The organism is Streptomyces sp. NPDC040589, assembly GCF_055594445.1.
The window spans coordinates 103,282-119,586 of the sequence record NZ_JBVIWP010000004.1 but is presented as its reverse complement, the minus strand read 5'-3'; the positions used below and the strand labels follow the sequence as shown (position 1 = coordinate 119,586).

Below are 16,305 nucleotides of genomic sequence, written 5' to 3'. Positions count from 1 at the left end.
GTGGCTGGCACGATGACGCAATGGTCCGCATGCTGCGCCCGCTTACCCGGTCGGTGACGTACAAGCGGTGGCTGCACATGATGGTGGCCATCGTGTGGTCCTCGCTGTGGCTGTTCGTCGAGGAGGCGGTGTGGACCCAGGTCACGGCCGCCGTGCTGCTCGGACTGGCGGGCCTCGTGCCCATCGCACGGGTCGTGGAGGGGTTTCAGGCCAGGCTGCTGCTGATCGGCAATCGGCAGGACGGTGAGAGCGAGGAGATCGTGACCACCCCGTCGGTCACGTGGGCGGACCGCGGGCGGACGGTGATGTGGCTGGAGGCGCGGCTGTGCATCGGCTGGATCGTGGCTCACCTCTCCGTCCAGTTGCCCCTCCTCGCGATCGACTTGGCGACGACGGCGTTCGGCACCGAGCCCGCCGGCGATGGGTTCGTGCCCGTCAAGGGGCAGCACTGGTGGCACGCCCTGCTCGCCCCCCTGCCACTGCTGCTGCTCGCCGTGGTCGTGGTGGGGGCGGGCCGCCTCATCACCGCGCTGGCCAAGCGGCTCCTCGGACCGTCACCCTCCGAGCGGATGGCGGCGCTGGAGGAACGCACCGAACAACTCCTGGAACGCACGCGTATCGCCCGCGAGTTGCACGACTCCATCGGACACGCGCTCACGGTCGCCGTCGTACAGGCGGGGGCCGCGCGGGCGGCCGGTGACGCGGAGTTCACCGACCGTGCCCTGGTCGCCATCGAGGAGACCGGCCGGGCCGCCCTGGAGGACCTGGAGCGTGTGCTCGGCATCCTGCGCGAGTCGGAGAAGCCGGTGAGCAGCAGGCCGACGCTCGTGGACGCCGACCGTCTGCTGGAGTCCGCGCGTGCCTCCGGGGCGAAGGTCGACGCCGAGGTGACCGGCGCCGTGGACACCGTGCCGGGGCCGGTGTCCCGGGAGGGCTACCGGATCCTCCAGGAGGCACTGACCAATGTGCTGCGGCACGCGGGGGCGGTCCCGGCACAGGTACGTGTCCAGGTCACCGGCGACACCCTCGTCCTCGCGGTACGCAACCCGCTGACCGAACCGGTACCCGGCCCTGCCGGACGCGGCAGCGGCCTGCGCGGCATACGCGAGCGCGCCGCCCTGCTCGGCGGACGGGCCAGAACCGGACCCGACGAAGGTGACTGGCAGGTTCATGTCGAACTACCGTTGAGTTGATCTACGCTGTCCGGATGCCGGTCACCGTTCTCCTCGTCGACGACGAACCCCTCGTACGCGCGGGTCTGCGGGCCGTGCTGGAGGCACAGCCCGACATCGAAGTGGTCGGGGAGGCCGCGGACGGGGCTGCGGTGATCCCGCTCGTGCGGCGGCTGCGGCCCGACGTGGTCGCCATGGACGTACGGATGCCGCTGCTGGACGGTATCGAGGCCACCCGGGCGCTGCTGCGGACAGTCGACGAGCCGCCGCGGATCCTGGTGGTGACGACCTTCGAGAACGACGAGTACGTGTACGAGGCGCTGCGGGCCGGAGCCGACGGGTTTCTGCTCAAGCGGGCCCGGCCGGCCGAGATCGTGCACGCGGTGCGGCTGATCGCCGAGGGCGAGTCGCTGCTGTTCCCGGCCTCGGTGCGGCAGCTCGCCGCCGAGTACGGCGACGACGGCGGGAACCGCGCGGCGCGGGCGGTGATGGAGCGGGCCCAGCTGACCGAGCGCGAGGCCGAGGTGCTGCGGCTGATGGCACGGGGGTTGTCGAACGCGGAGATCGCCGCCCGGCTGGTCGTCGGGACGGAGACCGTGAAGTCGCATGTCAGTGCCGTGCTGGCGAAGTTGGGGGCGCGGGACCGGACCCAGGCGGTGATCGCCGCGTACGAGTCGGGGTTCGTGGCACCGGGCTGATCGGCGAGGGCCGGTGCCGGACCCTCGCCGGGGCGCGCCGCGCCGAGTACGATCCGGCCAACACGCGCGCGACCTGGGAGGACGGACGGTGGGGCGGCTGACCGGCGGGGACCCCTCGCTGCTGCGAAGGATCAACTCCGCGGTGGTGCTGCACGCGCTGCGTGCCACGGACTGCGCGACGCTGACCGAGATCACCCGGGTGACGGGGCTGTCCCGGCCGACCGTCGAGGGCGTCGTCGAGGGGCTCATCGAGGCCGGGCTCGTCGTCGAGAAGGCGGCCGAGGAGGGTGCCGCACGGCGGCAGGGGCGCCCGGCGCGGCGGTTCCGGTTCCGGGCGGAGGCCGGGCATCTGCTGGGTGTGGAGATCGGGGCGCACCGGGTGGCCGCGCTGCTGGCCGACCTGGACGGCCGGGTGATCGGCGCCCAGGCCAAGGACGTGTCCGAGACGGCGGGAGCCGACGAGCGGCTGGAGCGGCTGCGCGGGGCGGTCGCCGAGCTGCTGCGGCGGGCCGGTGTCGCACGGGGCTCGCTGCGGGCCGTGGGCGTGGCGACGCCCGGGATCGTCGAGGCGGACGGCACCGTACGGCTGGGCACCGCGCTGCCGGGGTGGACGGGGCTGCGGCTGGGCGAGCGGCTGAGCCGGTCCTTCAAGTGCCCGGTCCTGGTCGAGAACGACGCCAACGCGGCCGCCGTCGCCGAGCACTGGAAGGGCGCGGCCACCGAGTCGGACGACGTGGTGTTCGTGCTGGCGGGGCTCAGCCCGGGCGCCGGTGCGCTGATCGGGGGGCGGCTGCACCGGGGCTACGGCGGGGCTGCCGGCGAGATCGGCGCACTGCATCTGCTGGGCCGGGAGGTCACCCCGGAGACCCTGCTCTCCACCACCGACGAACCCCTGCACCCGCTCGACGAGCAGGCCGTCGCCGAGGTCTTCGCACAGGCCCGCGAGGGCGACCAGCGGGCCCGCGCGGCCGTCGACCGCTTCCTCCAGCGCCTGGTCCACGACGTGGCGGCCCTCGTCCTCGCCCTCGACCCGGAACTGGTCGTCATCGGCGGCTGGGCAGCGGGCCTCGACGGCGTCCTGGACCCTCTCCGCCAAGAACTCTCCCGTTACTGCCTGCGCCCCCCACAGGTCGCCCTCTCCCGCCTCGGAGACGCGGCGGTGGCGACCGGGGCCCTGCGCCTGGCCCTGGACCACGTGGAGGAACAACTGTTCAGCGTAGAGGGCACGACTACGGCACGCCGGTGAGACATCGCTCCTCAGGGGCGCGGGGAACGGCGCGACCAGCCACGACGCACCCGCAGACCGTGACGGTCAGGAAGCCTGCCGCTGAGGCCCGTCGTGAATCTCCACCCCACCCGAGTCACCGAAAGTCAACCGGCACGTGTCAGCACGATACGTAGCCACCGAGAGCGCAGCCGTACGCCCCGCGACAACGAACCGCGTCGTCACCACGAGAACGGGCGCCCCAGGAAGCCGATCCAGCTCCTTCGCATCGTCCGCCCCGGCGGAGCCGAGCTCCACCGCGTTCTCCTGCCGCCCCAGCTCCAGCCGCTGCAGCTCACGCAGCACCGCACGCGCGCGTGCCGCTCCGGACGGCGCGTCGATACCGGAGAGCTCGGGCACCGAGGACCGAGGGATGTACAGCAGCTCTGCGGCCACCGGCCGGCCGTTCGACACACGGGAGCGGCGCACGACATGCACGGCCTCGTCGCGGCCGGTCTCCAGCGCCTCGGCGACAGCCGCCGACGGCACCGCCGCCGCGCAGTCGACGGGCTGCCAGGCGTCCTCGGAGCCGCCGGGCCAGGCGTGCGGGCCGGTGCCGAGGGAGACGCCCATGCGCGGCGGGGCGACGGTCGTGCCGACACCGCGGCGGCGCTGCAGCCTGCCTTCCAGTTCGAGCTGCTCCAGGGCCTGGCGGAGCGTGGCACGGGCGACGCCGAAGCGGGCCGCGAGATCGCGCTCGTTGGGCAGGATCTCCCCCACCGAGAACTCCGAGTCGAGCGCTTCACTGAGCACGGTCTTGAGATGCCAGTACTTCGGTTCCGGCACCGATTCCAGCTGCGTGGTCCCCACCCTGTCCTCCGCAATCGCCGTGGTCGGCGGCTTTTTCGCGCCCTTGTTTTTTAAAGGTTGTTTCACTTCTCTGCGACCATAGGACGGCCCTGATCCTTGGTCAAGACCAATGGCCGGGAACGTTCACGGGGCGTTCATGCGAGGTCTGCGGGGCTACGGCGGCACCGGCTACTCGACGGCCAAAGACCGGAGCTTGTCGGGGTTCCGGACGATGTAGACCGCTTGGACCCGCCCGTCGGCGACGTCGAGCTGGAAGACGGAGTCGGGCTTGCCGCCGGACAGGACCAGCACGGCCGGGCCGCCGTTGAGTTCCAGGAAACGCACGGCGAAGTCCGTGACGCCCTTCCGCGCGGCGCCGACGAGGAAGCGGCCGACGTTGTCCGCGGTCCGCAGGGCCCGCAGCGGCGCCCGCGCCTTGCCGCCGCTGTCGCCGACGAGACGGACGTCCGGGGCGAGGAGCGCCATCAGTCCTTCCAGGTCGCCCTCGGCCGCGGCGGCGAGGAATCGTTCGGTGAGGTCGCGGCGCTGGGCGGGGTCGACCTCGTAGCGGGGCCGCCGCTCCTCGACGTGCTTGCGGGCCCGTCCGGCCAGTTGGCGTACCGCCGGTTCGCCGCGGTCGAGCATGGCGGCGATGTCGGCGTACGGGAAGCCGAAGGCCTCGCGCAGCACGAACACGGCGCGCTCCAGCGGTGACAGCGACTCCAGCACGACGAGGACGGCGAGGGAGACGGAGTCGGCGAGCACGGCCCGCTCGGCGGTGTCCGGCACGGTGTCGCCGAAGTCGGTGACGTACGGTTCGGGCAGCCACGGGCCGACGTAGGTCTCCCCGCGGGACTTGATCTGGCGCAGCCGGTCGATGGCGAGGCGGGTCGTGATCCGTACGAGGTAGCCGCGCGGTTCGCGCACATCGCCGCGGTCGCTGCCCGACCAGCGCAGCCAGGCCTCCTGGACCACGTCCTCCGCGTCGGCCACGCGGCCCAGCATGCGGTAGGCGACGCCCAGCAGGACGGGGCGGTGCGCTTCGAAGAGGTCGGTCGCGGTCTCGGTGGTCACGGCTCCATCCCAGCCCACCGGTGCGGCCCTGTCCAGGCGGAATCACTCGTTCCCGGACAGAATGGCCGACAGGACGCCGGTGATCGCCGGCAGGGTTCCCGGAGGTGGCTATGCGGTACGCGGTTCTGGGCACGGGCGAGGTCGGGCGCACCCTCGGCGGCCGGCTGGTGGAGCTGGGGCACGAGGTGCGGCTCGGCTCGCGTACGAGAGAGAATCCGGCCGCGCTGGAGTGGGCCGCCGCCGCGGGTACCGGAGCGGACGCGGGGACGTTCGCGGAGGCGGCGGCGTTCGGTGAGGTCGTGGTGAACGCGGTGGGCGGGCGGGTGGCCCTCGCCGCGCTGGAGGCGGCGGGGCCGGAGAACCTCGGTGGGAAGGTCCTCGTGGACGTCTGCAACCCGCTGGCGTTCGAGGAGGGCGAGCTGCGGCTGTCCCCCGTCGAGTCGGACAGCGTGGGCGAGCAGATCCAGCGAGCGTTTCCGCACGCGCGCGTGGTGAAGACGCTCAACACAGTCAACTGCCGGGTGATGGTGGATCCGGCGCGGGTGCCGGGCGAGCACCAGGTCTTCGTCTGCGGGGATGACGAGGGCGCCAGGGAGCAGGTGACGGCCCTGCTCGGGGAGTTCGGCTGGCCCCGGGAGCGGGTGCTCGACCTCGGCGGCATCCGGGCCGCGCGCGCCGTGGAGATGTGGCTGCCGCTGTGGGTCGGCCTGATGCAGAAGTTCGGACACGCGGACTTCAACCTGGAGCTTCGCCGGGCCCGTTGAGCGGCCCGTGGCCGCGGAGGCGGCGACAACTTGGGGCTACCCGCCGGTAGCAATTGCTGACAAGCTGTCTACAGCGTCCGTCAGCGAGTACAGCCGAGGAGCACCCCATGTCCGCCACCGTCTCCTTCAAAGTCGCCTCCGCGCACGGCGAGCAGAACGTCACCCTGTCCTACACGCGCCGGGGCAGCGGCGACCCGTTGCTCCTGCTGCACGGCATCGGCCACCACCGGCAGGTGTGGGACCCGGTGATCCCCGCGCTGGCGGCCGAGCGCGATGTGATCGCCGTGGACCTGCCCGGGTGCGGCGAGTCGCCGGCGCTGCCGGGCGGCATGGCGCACGACCTGTCGACGATGAACACCGTCCTCGCGGCGCTGTGCGAGACGCTGGAGATCGAACGGCCGCACGTGGCGGGCAACTCGCTGGGCGGCCTGCTGGCCCTGGACCTGGCCCGGGCACGACTCGTCCGCTCCGTCACCGCGCTGTCCCCCGCCGGGTTCTGGAACGAGGCCGAGCGCCGCTACGCCTTCGCGGTGCTGATGACCATGCGGCAGATCGCCCGGCGGATGCCGCTGCCCGTCGTCGAACGGCTGGCGCGCCCGGCGATCGGCCGGACGCTGCTGACGAGCACCATCTACGCCCGCCCGGGCCGCCGTTCGCCCGAGGCCGTGATCGCCGAGACGCTGGCCCTGGCCCGGGCCCAGGGCTTCTCCGAGACCCTCCGCTCCGGCAGGAGCGTGCAGTTCACCGACGACATCGTGGGCACACCGGTCACCGTCGCCTGGGGCAGCCGGGACCGGCTCCTCGTCCCCCGCCAGGGTGTGCGGGCCAAGGGCGTCATCCCCGGGGCCCGGCTGGTACGGCTGCCGGGCTGCGGCCACGTCCCGATGAACGACGACCCGGCCCTGGTCGCCAGGGTCGTCCTCGACGGCAGCCGCTGACCCGTACCGAGGCCCGCGCGGGGCGACAAGCCTCTAAGGTCTCCCTTCATGGAGCCACCGCAGAGCGCCCCGGGTACCGGTGCCGCGTCCGCCGCCTGGGAGCTGCTGCTCCCCGCCGCCGCGGCACCGGCGCGCACGCGTGGCCGGTCCCTCCAGGCGGCGCTGCGCGAGGCGGTCCGCTCGGGCCGGCTCGCGCCGGGCACGCGGTTGCCCTCCAGCCGGGATCTCGCGGCGGACCTGGGGGTGTCGCGGGGGCTGGTCACGGAGGCGTACGAGCAGCTGACAGCGGAGGGCTATCTGCGCAGCGGCCGGGGCGCCGGGACCTGGGTGGGCGCGGCCGCACGGGCCGCCCGGCCGCGGGCGCACGACCTCGCCCCGCGCTCCCCCGGTGCCCGCGCGGACTTCGTGCCCGGCACTCCGGACCTGTCGCTGTTCCCGCGCTCGGCGTGGGCCGCCGCGCAGCGCGAGGTACTGGCGGAACTGCCGCACCAGGACCTGGGGTACCCCGATCCGCGCGGGCTGCCCCGGCTGCGCACCGCGCTGGCCGGACTGCTCGCCCGGCGGCGGGGCGTGGTGGCCGACCCGGAGCGGATCGTGGTGGTCTCCGGGGTCGCCCAGGCGACGACCCTGCTCGGTTTCGCGCTGCACGCGCGCGGGGTGCGTGCCGTCGGGGTGGAGGACCCCGGCAGTCCCCAGCACGACGCGCTGTACGCCTCGGCCGGGGTCACCGCCGTGCCACTGCCCGTGGACGGCGAGGGGATCGCCCTGGAGCCGTTGCGGGCGTCGGGCGTACGGGCCGTGGTGACGACTCCGGCCCACCAGTTCCCCACCGGCATCGCCTACTCGGCCGACCGCCGTGCCGGGCTGCTGGACTGGGCGCGGGAGGTGGACGGCATCGTCCTGGAGGACGACTACGACGGCGACTTCCGCTACGACCGCGCCCCCGTCGGCGCGCTCCAGGGCCTCGACCCGGACCATGTCGCCTACACGGGCTCCGTCAGCAAGTCCCTCGCCCCCGGGCTGCGGCTGGGCTGGCTGCTCGTGCCCGAGTCCTGGGCGGAGGAGATCGTCGAACGCAAGCGCACCATGGACCTCGGACACCCGGCCCTCGACCAGGCCCTGTTCGCCCGGTTCCTGGAACGCGGCGACTACGACCGCCAGCTGCGCCGCTGCCAGCGCGCCTACCGCGAGCGGCGTGACGCGCTGGTCGCCGCCCTGGACGAGCACGTCCCCGGCTCGGAGGTGTCGGGGATCGCCGCGGGCCTGCATGTGATCGCCACGCTGCCGGAGCGGTACGGCCCCGAGGAGCGGTTCCTCGCGCGCGTGGCGGAGGCCGGGGTGGCGGTGCGCCCGCTGTCGTCCTGCACCCACCCGGGGACCGAGAGCGCCAAGACGAAGAAGGTGCGGCTCGTCCTCGGCTACGCCCATGTGCCGCCCGCCCGGATCGCCGAGGGCGTACGCCTGATGGCGCGGGCGGCCACCGGGTGACTCCGCCGGGCTCGCTCCTGCGTGCCGGTTCCCCCGCCCCTGCGGTCAGTTGTTCACTTGGGGTTCGTGTGTGCGCTGCGGCGTGCCAGTAGTTGTGGCTCTGCACACTGGCCGGATCCCGTCCCTGGAGGCGTATCCATGTCACACCGTCCGTTCCCCGGGCGCCGTAGCGTCCTGCGAGGCTCCCTCGCCGCGTCGGCGGCCCTGTCCCTGCCCACCGCTCTCGGAGCGGCTCCGGCCTTCGCCCGGTCCGGGCGTCCGAAGGCGGGGTGGGGTGTACAGGCGGGAGACGTGACCTGCGACTCCGGGCTGGTGTGGGTGCGGTCCGACCGGCCCGCCCGGATGATCGTCGAGACGTCGGCGACCGAGTCGTTCCGCAACCCGCGCAGATGGCACGGCCCGCTGCTGGGCCCGGGCACCGACTTCACCGGCACGACCCCGCTGCGTGGACTGCCGTCCGGCGAGCAGATCCACTACCGGGTGCTGCTCGCCGACCCGGACGACCCGCACCGCACCGGCGAGCCGGTCACCGGCACCTTCCGCACCGCGTCCGCCAAGCGCCGCGACGGGGTGCGGTTCGTCTGGTCCGGTGACCTGGCCGGACAGGGCTGGGGCATCAACCCGGACCTCGGCGGCTACCGGATCTACGAGGCGATGGGCGCCCTGGACCCGGACTTCTTCCTCTGCAGCGGCGACAACATCTACGCCGACGGCCCGCTCACCGAGACCGTGGCCCTGCCCGACGGGCGGACCTGGCGGAACATCACCACGGAGGAGAAGGCCAAGGTCGCCGAGACCCTGGCGGAGTTCCGCGGCAACTTCCGCTACAACCTCCTGGACGAGAACCTGCGCGCCTTCAACGCCCGGGTCCCGTCCATCATCCAGTGGGACGACCACGAGGTCACCAACAACTGGTACCCGGGCGAGATCCTCGGCGACACCCGGTACACCGAGAAGAACGTGGACGTGCTGGCCTCCCGTGCCCGCCAGGCGTTCTCGGAGTACTTCCCCATCTCGACGCTGCGCCGCCCGGGCGGCCGGGTCCACCGCGTGCAGCGTCACGGCCCGCTGCTGGACGTCTTCGTCCTGGACATGCGCACCTACCGCAACGCCAACTCGACGGACGACCAGCCCACCGACGCTCAGGGCATCCTCGGCCGCGAGCAGCTGGAGTGGCTCAAGCGCGAACTGTCCCGCTCCCGGGCGGTGTGGAAGGTGATCGCCTCCGACATGCCGATCGGCCTGGTCGTCCCGGACACCGGCGACGGCAAGCCGAACATCGAGGCCGTCGCGCAGGGCGACCCCGGCAAGCCGCTGGGCCGCGAGCTGCAGATCGCCGAGCTGCTGCGGTTCATCAAGCACCGGCGGATCACGGGCACGGTGTGGCTGACGGCCGACGTGCACTACACCTCGGCGCAGCACTACCTGCCGTCGAAGGCCGCCTTCACCGACTTCGAGCCGTTCTGGGAGTTCGTGTCGGGCCCGCTCAACGCCGGTGCCTTCCCGGCGAACACGCTCGACGGCACCTTCGGCCCGGACCGCGTGTTCGTCAAGGCGCCGACGACCGCCAACGTCTCGCCCGCCGGTGGCTACCAGTTCTTCGGCGAGGTCGACATCGACGGCGGCAGCGGCGAGCTGACGGTCCGTCTGCGCGAGCAGGACGGCACCGTGCTGTTCACGCAGGTTCTCCAGCCGGGCCGGGTCGGCCAGTAAGTTTGAAGCGTCGACGAAAGGGGCAAACTGCGCCCTTTACCCGCCAGTCACATGACGTTCGCGATCACGCAACACCGTTCCCTCACAGTGGGTGCATGACGCGAAAAATGACGGAAGCGACGCAGCCGAACACCAACTGCCGCCCCGCCGCCACGCTGCGGCGCCTCACCGCGGCGCTGCGCACCTGGCGGCCACGACGCCACGAACACGCGCCGCCGACGGACCATACCGAGTCCCCGGCACCGGAGCCGGTGCCGGGGGCGAGCACGCTGTGGAGGATGCGGACCACGGTGCGGGACGAGCCGGGGTCGCTGGCGGCGCTGTGCACGGCCCTCGCCGGGCACCGCGTCGACATCCTGAGCCTGCAGACGCATCCGCTGGCCGACGGCACGGTGGACGAGTTCCTGCTGCGGGCCCCGGGTGAACTGCCGGCGTCCGGGATCGCCACGGCCGTCCGGACGGCCGGCGGCACCCACACCTGGATCGAGCGGGCCGACGCCCACGACCTGGTGGACGCGCCGACCAGAGTCCTGGGACTCGCCGCCCGCACCGCCCTGGACGCCGCGGAACTGCCACTGGCCCTGCGCCAGTTGCTGGGCCGCTGCACGATCCGCTCCCAGCCCGCGCCGGCCGGCGGCGGCCCCGTGCCCGGCGGCGTGCCGGTGGAGGGCGCCCTCGACGACACCGTGCTGCGCCTGCGCGCCCCGGAAGGCGGAGTGATCACCGTGGAGCGGCCGTACCTGCCGTTCACGCCGACCGAGTTCGCCCGGGCCAGGGCTCTGGTGGAACTGGACGCCCGGCTCGGCCCGCGCCTCCCGCACGGCCGGGACGTGCTCACCCTCGCCGAGGGCGCCGACATCACCGTGCGCCGGGCCGACACCCGTGATCTGGAGCCGGCCCGGGCCATGCACGAGCGGTGCTCGGACCGCACGCTGAGGCTTCGCTACCACGGTCCGCTCGGCGATGCCGACCGGTATCTCAACCACCTGCTCAGTCCCCGCTTCGGCCGTACGCTCGCCGTGCAGACCGCCTCCGGGCGGGTGGTCGGGCTCGGGCATCTGCTGTGGGACGGGGACGAGACGGAGGTCGCGCTGATCGTCGAGGACGCGTGGCAGCGGCGGGGTGTGGGTGCCGAGTTGCTGCGCAGGCTGGTGGCGATGGCGGTGGACGCCGGGTGCGCGAGTGTGTATGCCGTGACACAGGCGTCCAACACGGGCATGGTCGCGGCGATGCGGGGGCTGGGGCTGCCTCTCGACTATCAGGTCGAGGAGGGGACGCTGGTGATCACGGCGCGGCTGGGTGAGCCCGTCGCGTCGCGTGCGGGTGAATTGGGGAGTGCCTCAGCGTCGTAGGGATTCTCGTCGGTTGGCGAGTGCGGGTGCGCTGTGGCTTGTCGCGCCCACGCGGCGGAGCCGCGTATCAGCACAGCCCCGCGCCCCTGGGAGGGACCTGTCCAAATCCCCCCAGAGGTCCTCCACGTCCTCCAAGCCCACCGACATCCTCAACAGCCGGTCGCTCACCCCGGCGTCGCGTCGGTCGTCCGCGTCCACGATGCGGTGGCTGATGGACGCCGGGTGCTGGATGAGGGTGTCGACGCTGCCGAGGCTGACGGCGGGGGTGATGAGGCGGACGCCGGCGATGACCTCGTGCGGGTCGCCGTGTATCTCGAAGGAGACCATCGCGCCGCCGATGCGCGGGTAGTACACGCGGGCCACCCGCGGGTCGGCGGCCAGGCGGCGGGCGAGTTCGGCGGCGGTGGCGGAGGCGGCCCGGACCCGTACGGGGAGGGTGGACAGCCCGCGCAGCAGCAGGTAGCCGGCCAGCGGGTGCAGCACTCCGCCCGTGGCGAACCGTACCTGGCGCAGTCCGCCCGCGAACTCCTCGTCGCAGGCGATCACGCCGGCCAGCACGTCCCCGTGTCCGCCGAGGTACTTGGTGGCGCTGTGCAGCACCAGCCGCGCGCCCTGCTCGGCGGGGCGCTGGAGGACCGGGGTGGCGAAGGTGTTGTCCACGAGCAGTGGCACCGAACCGCAGGCGTGTGCGACGGCCCGCAGGTCGACCTCGGCGAGCGTGGGGTTGGCCGGGGACTCCACCAGGACCAGCCCGGTGTCCGGGCGCAGCGCGTCGGCGATTCCGGCCGGGTCGGTCCAGGTCACCTCCGACCCCAGCAGCCCGGCGGTCAGCAGATGGTCGCTGCATCCGTAGAGGGGACGTACGGCCACCACGTGGCGCAGCCCCATCGAGGCGCGTACGAGGAGGACGGCGCTCAGCGCGGCCATGCCGCTCGCGAACGCGACCGCGGCCTCGGTGCCCTCCAGGCGGGCCAGCGCGGTCTCGAAGCGGGCGACGGTCGGATTGCCCAGCCGTCCGTAGACGGGCGGGCCGTCCGGCTCCGTGCCGGTGGCGGCGAACGCGTCGATCCGGGCCGCCTCGCCGCGGCTGTCGTACGACGGGTAGGTGGTGGACAGGTCGATCGGCGGGGCGTGCAGCCCCTGCCGGGCGAGGTCGTCCCGCCCGGCGTGCACGGCCTCGGTGGCGAGTGCCCTCGGTGCGGTACCCGTGTTCATGTCCATGCCTATTTCCATGGAGGGAAGAGTGAACACTGACCGGTTCTGCGCGGAAGAATGCCGTGTTACGTTCGGCCGATGGCCGAATCTGTCGTACTGGACCCGGTGGATCTCCAGCTTCTGCGGCTGTTGCAGAACGACGCCCGGGCGACGTACCGGGATCTCGCCGCGCAGGTCGGCGTGGCGCCGTCGACCTGTCTGGACCGGGTGACCCGGCTGCGCCGCTCGGGCGTGATCCTCGGACACCGGCTGGAGCTCGATCCGGCCAAGCTCGGGCGAGGCCTTGAGGCGCTGCTGTCGGTGCAGGTCAGGCCGCACCGGCGGGAGCTGGTGGGGCCGTTTGTGGAGCGGATCCGGGCGCTGCCGGAGTCGCGGACCGTGTTCCATCTGACCGGCCCGGACGACTACCTCGTCCATGTCGCGGTCGCCGACATGGCCGACCTGCAGCGGCTCGTGCTGGACGAGTTCACCTCGCGGCGGGAGGTGGCGCGCGTGGAGACCCGGCTGATCTTCCAGCAGTGGGAGTGCGGACCGCTGCTGCCGCCTTCGCCCTCGGCTCAATCGGGATGACGTGCGCTTCTCGTCGTACGAGGATGGCCGCATGTCTGAGATCAAGAGCCCGCTGCCCCGTGAGGTCGCCGACGCCTACGTCGACGAGCTCGTCGCCCTCGACCCGATCACCGGCACGTTCCTCGGCGTGAAGGAGAGTTCGAGCAGGCTGCCCGACACCTCGCCCGCGGGCCAGGAGGCTTCCGCGGAGCTGGCGCGCCGGACGCTGGCCCGGCTGGAGGAGGCCGAGCGACTGCCCGGCGCCGACAGCGAGATCGAACGCCGCTGCGGCAGGCTGCTGCGCGAGCGGCTCAAGGCCGAACTCGCCGTGCACGACGCCGAGGAGAGCCTGCGGTCCGTCAGCAACCTGAGCTCCATCGCCCATGCGGTGCGGCAGGTGTTCACCGTGACGCCGGCGCAGACGGAGGAGGACTGGACGGCGATCGCGGAGCGGCTGCGCGCGGTCCCGGCCGCGCTGGAGGGGTACCGGGAGTCCCTGGCGCTCGGCCTGGAGCGGAAGCTGTACGGCGGGCCCCGCGCCACGGCCACGTTCGTGGAGCAGCTCGGCGAGTGGGCCGACGCGGACGGCGCGGGCCACGGCTGGTTCGAGCAGTTCGCGTCGGCGGGCCCCGAGTCCCTGCGGTCCGAGCTGGACACCGCCGCCCGTTCGGCCACCGAGGCCGTCCTGGCGCTGCGCGACTGGATGCGGGACGTGTACGCGCCGGCGATCGAGGGCGCGCCGGACGTGGTGGGCCGGGAGCGGTACGCGCGCTGGGTGCGCTACTTCAACGGCACGGACCTCGACCTGGACGAGGCGTACGCCTACGGCTGGTCCGAGTACCACCGCCTCCTCGGCGAGATGAGGACCGAGGCCGAGAAGATCCTGCCGGGCGCGGCCACGCCGTGGGTGGCGCTGGCGCACCTGGACGAGAACGGCACGCACATCGAGGGCGTCGACGAGGTCCGCGACTGGCTGCAGTCCCTGATGGACGAGGCGATGGACGCGCTCGACGGCACCCACTTCGACCTGGCCGAGCGGGTGCGCCGGGTGGAGTCGCGCATCGCCCCTCCGGGCAGCGCCGCGGCCCCGTACTACACGCCGCCGTCTGACGACTTCTCGCGGCCGGGCTGCACCTGGCTGCCGACCATGGGCGAGACGCGCTTCCCCCTCTACGACCTGGTGTCGACCTGGTACCACGAGGGCGTCCCCGGCCACCACCTCCAGCTGGCCCAGTGGAAGCACGTGGCGCAGGACCTCTCCCGCTACCAGGCGAGCGTCGGCATGGTGAGCGCCAACGCCGAGGGCTGGGCGCTGTACGCGGAGCGGCTGATGGACGAACTGGGCTTCCTTACGGACCCGGAGCGCCGGCTGGGCTATCTGGACGCGCAGATGATGCGGGCCGTGCGCGTCATCATCGACATCGGCATGCACCTGGAGCTGACCATCCCGGACGACTCCCCCTTCCACCCCGGGGAGCGCTGGACGCCCGAGCTGGCGCAGGAGTTCTTCGGCTCGCACAGCAGCCGCCCCGCGGACTTCGTGGAGAGCGAGCTGACGCGCTATCTGTCCATGCCGGGTCAGGCCATCGGTTACAAGCTCGGCGAGCGGGCCTGGCTGCTGGGCCGCGAGAACGCCCGCGCCCGGCACGGCGACGCCTTCGACCCGAAGGCGTGGCACATGGCGGCCCTCTCCCAGGGCTCGCTGGGCCTGGACGACCTGGTGGACGAGCTGTCGCAGCTCTAGGCGTCGCTAGCGGCGGAAGCCGCCCTCGGAGTCGATGACCTGCCCGGTGACCCACTCCGCCTCGTCCGTGGCGAGCCACGCGATGAGGCGGGCCGGGTCGTCGGGCATGCCCCACCGTCCGGCGGGGAAGCACGCTTCGACTGTCTCGTACGCCTCACCGGTCAGGTAATCGGTGTCGACGGGACCGGGGTTGACGGTGTTGACCGTGATCGCGTGCTCGGCGAGTGTCGTCGCCAGGGAGCGAGTGATCGAGGCGAGGGCGCCCTTCTGGAGGGCGTAGGCGATCTCGCCGGGCATACCGCTCGCGATGTCCTGGCCTGACGTCATCATCACGACGCGGCCTCCGGGGCCCGATGGCCGCAGCCGGGCGTGTGCCTGGACGAGCAGCAGGACCGAGCGGGTGTCGACCGCCCAGTGCCGGTCGAGCATCGTCGTGTCGATCTCGTCCAGAGAGCCGTCGAATCCGCTCTGCGCGTGGTTGGCGACGAGGATGTCCAGCCGCCCGCCGAGCGCCTCGGCGGCCCTGGCGACCAGTTCGCCGGGCACGGCCGGGTCGGCCAGATCACCGGGCCCGGCGACGACCCGCGCTTCGGGGTCACCGAGTGCATCGCGCACGGACGCCACCACGTCCTCGGTCCGGTCGGCGCCCCAGGGCATGGCGGCGTCGTGCGGCACATGATGGTGCAGATAGACACTCGCCCCGTAGGCGGCGAGCCGCCGGCCCACGGCATGCCCGATGCCACTCCGCCGACTGGCCCCGGTGACAAGGGCCGTACGGCCACGCAGCGGCAGCGGGTCACGGCGCAGTTCTTCGGTACCGGGGTGAGGAAGTCGAGGCATACGGATCATCGTGGCCGGGCTTCTCGATCGACGCACACGATTTTCGCCCCTGTTTCAGGGGCGCGGGGCTGTGCTGATATGCGGCTCCGGCGCGTGGGCGCGACCAGCCACGAACAACCCGCACACGCCAACGCCCTGGCTACCTCGGCGCCACCAACCGAAGCTGCACCAGACCCAGCCACGTCTCGGGCCCCGGCTGCACCCGAGCCGCCCGAACCGCATAACGCCCCGGCTCCAGAACAACCCGCACACGGTCGCTCCCCGACGGCTCGCCCCCAGGCCAGGCCGCGTCAAACAGAAGGACGGCCCCGGGCACGTCCCAGCTGACCTCCGGCTCCCACTGCGCCGACGCCACAGCCCCCGGCACACTCGCCAGCAACTCGCCCTCGGAGTTGCCCGCACACCACCGCACGAACACGCCCTGGTCGGGCAGATACGCGGTCGAGGCGGGCTCGTCGCCCAGCACCAGCGCCGTGCAGTCGCCGACCGGCAGCAGCCCGACGTGTCCGTCCACCTCACAGGCCCGGTCGTAGTCGGAAGCCGTCTCCTCGCCGTCGGCACCCGCCCAGAACGGCAGAACCGTCTCGGGCACCGCTATCAGCGGTCCGCCGCCCGACTCCACCCACTCCACCGTGCCCGGCTCCGCGTATCGCACCATGAGGCAAGAACCTACAAGGTCAACGCGTCACACCGTGCCGGGGGTTA

At 72.8% G+C, this 16,305-nt stretch carries 15 protein-coding genes; 10 read left to right on the top strand and 5 right to left on the bottom strand.

What is annotated here, in order from left to right:
• Positions 1-20 precede the first annotated feature (20 nt).
• The 3 genes from ACZ58V_RS18430 (at position 21) to ACZ58V_RS18420 (ending at position 3,116) form a co-directional block, all read left to right on the top strand.
• A complete protein-coding gene (locus ACZ58V_RS18430; RefSeq protein WP_471290834.1) occupies positions 21-1,193 on the top strand; it encodes a sensor histidine kinase in 1,173 nt (390 codons plus the stop codon).
• Between the two features lie 14 nt (positions 1,194-1,207).
• Positions 1,208-1,870, top strand: coding sequence for a response regulator (locus tag ACZ58V_RS18425; protein ID WP_189724460.1), 663 nt, complete (start codon positions 1,208-1,210; stop codon positions 1,868-1,870).
• Between the two features lie 88 nt (positions 1,871-1,958).
• On the top strand, positions 1,959-3,116 hold the full coding sequence (locus ACZ58V_RS18420) for an ROK family transcriptional regulator (protein WP_189724461.1): 1,158 nt from the start codon (positions 1,959-1,961) through the stop codon (positions 3,114-3,116).
• Positions 3,117-3,182: 66 nt separating this feature from the next.
• Here the strand turns inward: ACZ58V_RS18420 and ACZ58V_RS18415 are convergent, their stop codons facing one another.
• Positions 3,183-3,944, bottom strand: coding sequence for a GntR family transcriptional regulator (locus ACZ58V_RS18415; RefSeq protein ID WP_471290832.1), 762 nt, complete (start codon positions 3,942-3,944; stop codon positions 3,183-3,185).
• A gap of 168 nt (positions 3,945-4,112) precedes the next feature.
• On the bottom strand, positions 4,113-4,997 hold the full coding sequence (locus ACZ58V_RS18410; protein WP_468188499.1) for an RNA polymerase sigma-70 factor: 885 nt from the start codon (positions 4,995-4,997) through the stop codon (positions 4,113-4,115).
• A 110-nt stretch (positions 4,998-5,107) separates the two neighbouring features.
• Here ACZ58V_RS18410 and ACZ58V_RS18405 point away from each other — a divergent pair, with 110 nt between their 5' ends.
• From ACZ58V_RS18405 to ACZ58V_RS18385, 5 genes are all read left to right on the top strand, one after another.
• Entirely contained in the window at positions 5,108-5,761 is a 654-nt protein-coding gene (locus tag ACZ58V_RS18405) for an NADPH-dependent F420 reductase (protein WP_471290830.1), read from the top strand.
• A 107-nt stretch (positions 5,762-5,868) separates the two neighbouring features.
• Positions 5,869-6,699: an alpha/beta fold hydrolase gene (locus tag ACZ58V_RS18400; protein WP_471290828.1), complete on the top strand. Its 831-nt coding sequence runs from the start codon at positions 5,869-5,871 to the stop codon at positions 6,697-6,699.
• 48 nt (positions 6,700-6,747) lie between these two features.
• Positions 6,748-8,187, top strand: a complete 1,440-nt coding sequence (gene pdxR, locus ACZ58V_RS18395) for a MocR-like pyridoxine biosynthesis transcription factor PdxR (protein ID WP_471290826.1) — start codon at positions 6,748-6,750, stop codon at positions 8,185-8,187.
• 138 nt (positions 8,188-8,325) lie between these two features.
• Positions 8,326-9,900, top strand: a complete 1,575-nt coding sequence (locus tag ACZ58V_RS18390) for an alkaline phosphatase D family protein (RefSeq protein WP_471290824.1) — start codon at positions 8,326-8,328, stop codon at positions 9,898-9,900.
• Between the two features lie 107 nt (positions 9,901-10,007).
• On the top strand, positions 10,008-11,252 hold the full coding sequence (locus tag ACZ58V_RS18385; protein WP_468188489.1) for a GNAT family N-acetyltransferase: 1,245 nt from the start codon (positions 10,008-10,010) through the stop codon (positions 11,250-11,252).
• On the opposite strand, the gene ACZ58V_RS18380 is transcribed toward ACZ58V_RS18385, so the two are convergent.
• Positions 11,241-12,473 carry a trans-sulfuration enzyme family protein gene (locus ACZ58V_RS18380; RefSeq protein ID WP_471290821.1) on the bottom strand — a complete coding sequence of 411 codons (1,233 nt, stop codon included), beginning with the start codon at positions 12,471-12,473 and terminating at the stop codon, positions 11,241-11,243. The two genes, ACZ58V_RS18385 and ACZ58V_RS18380, sit on opposite strands and share 12 nt — an antisense overlap.
• 72 nt (positions 12,474-12,545) lie before the next feature.
• On the opposite strand from ACZ58V_RS18380, the gene ACZ58V_RS18375 reads away from it, so the two are divergent.
• Complete coding sequence (locus tag ACZ58V_RS18375; protein ID WP_468188485.1) at positions 12,546-13,037, top strand: Lrp/AsnC family transcriptional regulator; 492 nt, start codon at positions 12,546-12,548, stop codon at positions 13,035-13,037.
• A 31-nt stretch (positions 13,038-13,068) separates the two neighbouring features.
• Positions 13,069-14,760 (top strand): DUF885 domain-containing protein, encoded by a 1,692-nt coding sequence (locus ACZ58V_RS18370; protein ID WP_471290819.1) that lies wholly within the window; start codon positions 13,069-13,071, stop codon positions 14,758-14,760.
• Between the two features lie 6 nt (positions 14,761-14,766).
• Here the strand turns inward: ACZ58V_RS18370 and ACZ58V_RS18365 are convergent, their stop codons facing one another.
• Positions 14,767-15,600 carry an SDR family oxidoreductase gene (locus ACZ58V_RS18365; RefSeq protein ID WP_471290817.1) on the bottom strand — a complete coding sequence of 278 codons (834 nt, stop codon included), beginning with the start codon at positions 15,598-15,600 and terminating at the stop codon, positions 14,767-14,769.
• A gap of 139 nt (positions 15,601-15,739) precedes the next feature.
• Positions 15,740-16,258, bottom strand: coding sequence for an immunity 21 family protein (locus ACZ58V_RS18360; RefSeq protein WP_468188479.1), 519 nt, complete (start codon positions 16,256-16,258; stop codon positions 15,740-15,742).
• Positions 16,259-16,305: the final 47 nt, after the last annotated feature.